The organism is Reyranella sp. (assembly GCF_050185545.1).
Lineage (GTDB): Bacteria > Pseudomonadota > Alphaproteobacteria > Reyranellales > Reyranellaceae > Reyranella.
Window position 1 is genome coordinate 32,974 of the sequence record NZ_JBFWZI010000057.1, and the last position, 4,847, is coordinate 37,820.

Below are 4,847 nucleotides of genomic sequence, written 5' to 3' on the forward strand. Positions count from 1 at the left end.
ACCGGATGCGACACAGCGGAGACGTGGGCGACCCTTAGAAGGAAGCTCGTTCGGGCGGAGTGATGGCGCTCCACCCATCGGCAGATCGGTGAATCCATGGTTCGGTTGATCTCAGGTCTCCTGGCCTTCCCGGCCACCCTCACGGCTCTGGCGGTGGCTGCCCTGGCCGGCGCCCCCAACGCCCGGCTGGCAGCGCCGGGCGGCTGGGAGGTCGAGAAGGGCGTCGAGCGGCCGAGCTACGCCGTCGCCGAGCCGAGCCGGACCGACCTCAACATCGATGCCGTCGTGCTGATGTGCGAGCAGGGACCCAAGGGGCCGATCGTGCAGCTCCGGCTCTATCTGTCGGGCAACGGGCCGCTCGCTCCGACCGGAGTAGCCAACCTCAAGGACGACCCCAAGGTCGAGCTCGCCATCGACAATGCCAGCCACCCGATGGAGCTGCTGTTCGCCGACGAGTTCGCCGTCGTGGCTGACGCCAGCGAGGACACGGTGCCGCTCCTGTCGACCAGGGCCCTGGACGCCCTGCAGTCCGGCCGGCGGATGGAGTTGCGCTTCCACTACGTGCAGGAGACGGAGGACGGCCGGACCCGGCCCATCGACGCCACCGCCGCGGTCGACTTGCAGGCGGGGTCCGGCGGCGGCGCCGTCGCAGCCGTGCGCCGCTGCGGCGGCGAGATGGCCGCGAGCCCGCAGGTCGCCCACGCACCAGCTGGGCGCTGACCCTGCCGGGCTAGCTAAGCTAGCGGGTACCCATTTCGCTGGGAGCGCGCCACTCCGCCGGCGCGCACGGCATGCGCGAAGAGCGCCATCGGAGGGGCGCGCTCCCGGCGCCTGACGCTTCTTCGGCAAAGTTGGAACCTGGGAGCGTGCTTCCGGCGCTAGTCCTTCGGCGGGACGAACATGTAGCCGACGCCGCGGACCGTGCGGATCGCCTCGGGGTGGGCGGCGTCCTTCTCGATCTTGCGGCGCAGCCGGGTGATCCGGAGATCGATCGCCCGATCAAACACCTCCATGTCGCGATGGCCGACGGTTTCCAGCAGCCAGTCGCGCGCCAGCGGCCGGTTCGGGTTCTCGGCGAACAGCCGCAACAGATCGAACTCGCTCGCCGCCAGCGATTCCTCCGAGCCGTCGGTCTCGACCAGGACCCGCTTTTCCATGTCAAGCACCCGCCGTCCCATGCGCACGCGCGGCCCGGCAACGGTCGTGACGGCGCCGTCGGCGCGCCGCAGCACGCTCTTGACACGGGCCAGCAGTTCGCGCGGATCGAACGGCTTGGGGATGTAATCGTCGGCGCCGGTCTCCAGGCCGACTACCCGGTCGATCGTGTCGCCGGCCGCCGTCACCATGATGATGCAGACCTTGCCGCTCTTCTCGCGCAGCCAGCGGGCGATGGTGAAGCCGTCCTCGCCGGGCAGGCCGATATCGAGCAGCACCAGGGCCGGTAGTTCGCGGTCGATCACGCGGCGCAGCCCGGCGCCCGAATCCACGCCGGTGACGCGAAAGCCCTGCCTGGTCAGGTAATCGAGCAGGATCTGGCGCTGGGTCGGCTCGTCCTCGACCACCACGATGTGTTTACGTTGGTCCATTCGTCAGTAAGCAGCCTACCACACGGCGTTGTGGGGCAAACGACGATCCTGCCCTTGACTTTGTGGTCTGACCTTGTTCGTTGCGGCGTCCGGGGAGGGCCTCGCCTGGGCTCGCAAAGCGCCGCCAACGCCGGCCGCGATTGTGTCGCGGCTGTGTCGCGACAGACCGTCTGCGACACAGACGATACAAAGCGCGGGGCCCGGCAACACGCGGTCGATACGTCCTCGATCCACTTTGCGGCGATGAGTCCCTTGGACATCGGCGGGATCGACCCCAAGCGGATCGAGCTGGCGGTCACCGAACGGCTGGTCGCCGTCCCGGTGCTGCCCAAGCTGCTCGCGCTTCCGATCTTCGGCGGCGCGGCGGCGACGCTCTATGCCGGCATCGCGCCGTGGTGGATGTTCGCCCTGCCGGCGCTGATCTACCTGGTCTCGGTCTGGGGATCGTGGCGGGTTCAAGTCGTGCACGAGCGCGACCCGCGCGCTTTCGGTCTTTCGGGTTGGCGCTGGCTCTATACCGTCACCGCCGTGCCGACCTCGTTCGCCAACGGGCTCATGGGCGGCCTCTTCGCCACCCTGCCGGATAGCCAGGCGCGCACCCTGTGGACATTCGCCCTCTGCCTGATCGTCGGCTGGACGCCGTCACGCGGGCTGGACGGGCGCACGTTCCTGCTGTCCGGCCTGGCGCTGCTGCTGCCGGTCGGTGCCGTGCTGGTCTGGCGCGATGGCAGCCGCGAGGCGCTGGGCCTCGCCGCCGTCGTCTTCGGCTTCTTCGTCATCATCAACATGTTCGCCCGGCTGGAGCGCCGCCGGGTGCGCGAGCAGATCGCCCGCGATCTCGCGGCGGCCGACCTGGCGCAGAGCCTCGAGCGGGCCGAGCGTGATGTCGCCTTCGCCGAGGACACGATGCGCACGGTGCTCGACAACATGAGCGACGGTGCGCTGCTCTACGAAGGCGACGGCCGCTGGCTCTACCAGAACAACGCGATGGCGAGCCTGCACCAGATGCCCGACGAGGTGCTGAAGTCGCTGCCGACCTTCGCCGACATCATCCGCTATCGTGCCCTGCGCGGCGACTATGGCCCGCTCGAGACACTGCCCGGCGGGCTCGACGGCTGGATCGCGAGCCGCGTCGCCAGATTCACCATGCCGGGCCAGCCGGCGGAGCGGCGGCGCACGATCACCGGTCGCATCGTCGAGGTGACCTATCGGCCGCTGCCGGTCAGCCGCGTTCTCACCATCCATCGCGACGTCACCGAGATCTCCGAGCAGGAGCGCGAGATCACCGCGGCCCGCGACGAGGCGGCCCAGGCGCGCGAGCGGCTGATCCTCGCCATGGAGGCGATGGACGACGGCATCGCCTTCCTCGACACCGAGGAGAGGCTGATCCTGTGCAACGAGGCCTACCGGCGCTTCATGCACCACATGCCCGAGATCGTCGCCCCCGGCGCAGCGCTGCCCGCCGCGATGGAACATGCCGGCAAGGTCGGCGCCGCTCCGCCCAACGAGGATCCAGTCGCTTGGGGCCGCCGCCAGCTCGCGACGGTACGTGCCGGCCGGCCGGCGGTGATTTCCTACGGCCCGCAGAGATGGGCGCGCGTGTCGATGCGCTACGAGGCCGACCGGCGCGGCGCAGTCATCATGGTGAGCGACGTCTCCGAGGAGCGCCGTCGCCAGCGCGAGCTCGAGCGCGCCCTGGCTGCCGCGGAACGATCGCGCGCCGACGCCGAGGCCGCCAACCAGGCCAAGTCGACCTTCCTCGCCACCATGAGCCACGAGATCAGGACGCCGATGAACGGCGTGCTGGGCATGCTGGACGTGCTCGAAGCGGAGGGCATGCGCGACAGCCAGACACGCACGGTCGCGACCATGCGCGAGTCGGCGCAGGCGCTGCTGCGCATCATCGACGACCTGCTCGATTTCTCCAAGATCGAGGCCGGCGCCCTCGCGCTGGAGCAGACGCCGTTCAGCCTGACCGGCCTGGTCGAGAGCACCATCGCCACGTTCCGCCCGCAGGCCGAGCGCAAGGGCCTGTCGCTGGTCGCCGCCATCGCCCCCGGCTCGACCGACGTGCTGATCGGCGACCCCACCCGGGTGCGCCAGATCCTGTTCAACCTGATCGCCAACGCGCTCAAGTTCACCGATCGCGGCGGCGCCATGATCCGCGTCCGCACCGAGCCGCTGGGCGAGGCCGGCACGCGCGCGGTCCTGTCGGTGAGCGACACCGGCATCGGCATGAGCGAGACCGAGCAGGCTCGCCTGTTCCAGCCCTTCCAGCAGGCCGACAGCTCGACCGTGCGGCGCTACGGCGGTACGGGCCTCGGCCTGTCGATCGTGCGTCGCCTCGCCCAGCTGATGGGTGGCGATGTCACCGTCGAGAGCTCGCCTGGCAGCGGCTCGACCTTCACCGTGACCCTGACCCTGGTCGCCGCCCCGGAGGATTCGCCGCTCGTCGACCTCCCAGTCGTCGAGCCGCCAGCGGGCGGGACCGTTGCGGCGCCGGAGGTGCCCGGCGGAAATCGCGTGCTCGTCGTCGACGACCATCCGATCAACCGGGAGGTGCTGGTGCGACAGCTCGGGACGCTCGGGGTGACGGCTGACTCAGCCCCGGACGGTCTCGCCGGCCTGCAGGCCTGGCAGCGCGGCCGCTACGCCATCGTCTTCGCCGACGTGCACATGCCGCTGATGGACGGCCTCGAGATGACGGCCGAAATGCGCCGCATCGAGGCGGCCGAGGACCGCCCGCGCACGCCGATCGTAGCGGTGACGGCAAACGCGATGGCGGGCGAGGACGAGCGCTGCCGCGAGGCCGGCATGGACGGCTACCTGTCGAAGCCGGTCAGCCGTGCCCGCCTGCACGCCACCCTGCAACGCTGGCTGCACGGCGACAACGCGACGGCGCCGGCGATCGACCGCAGCGTGCTCGACCCGTGGATCGGCGACGACGAAGGCGCGCGCCGCGACCTCCTGGACAAGTTCCGCCTTTCGGCGGCGGAGTCGCGCCGCGACATCGAGACAGCCATGGCAGCGGGCGATCTGGGCGCCCTGGCGGCGGCCGCGCATCGGCTCAAGGGCAGCGCCCTCGCCGTCGGCGCACGGGCGCTCGGCGATGCGGCGGCAACCCTGGAACGCGCCGCCAAGGCAGGCGATCGCGCGACTTGCCAGGACGGCCTCGGCCCGCTCGCCGTCGAGGTGCAGCGGGCGCAGGCGGAACTGGTGGGTTAGCGGCGCCCGTTCTCATTCTCCTCCCCAGCGAAGCTG

The 4,847-nt window shown here is 70.5% G+C and carries 3 protein-coding genes; 2 read left to right on the plus strand and 1 reads right to left on the minus strand.

All coding sequences use genetic code 11. From position 1 onward, the window contains the following. Positions 1–96 precede the first annotated feature (96 nt). The gene (locus AB7O82_RS17285) at positions 97–720 is read left to right on the plus strand and encodes a hypothetical protein (protein ID WP_428619849.1); all 624 of its coding nucleotides are present in this window, start codon (positions 97–99) and stop codon (positions 718–720) included. Between the two features lie 158 nt (positions 721–878). Here the strand turns inward: AB7O82_RS17285 and AB7O82_RS17290 are convergent, their stop codons facing one another. Further along, positions 879–1,586 (minus strand): response regulator, encoded by a 708-nt coding sequence (locus AB7O82_RS17290; protein ID WP_428552315.1) that lies wholly within the window; start codon positions 1,584–1,586, stop codon positions 879–881. Positions 1,587–2,513: 927 nt separating this feature from the next. Here AB7O82_RS17290 and AB7O82_RS17295 point away from each other — a divergent pair. Continuing rightward, positions 2,514–4,811: an ATP-binding protein gene (locus tag AB7O82_RS17295; protein WP_428619850.1), complete on the plus strand. Its 2,298-nt coding sequence runs from the start codon at positions 2,514–2,516 to the stop codon at positions 4,809–4,811. Positions 4,812–4,847 lie beyond the last annotated feature (36 nt).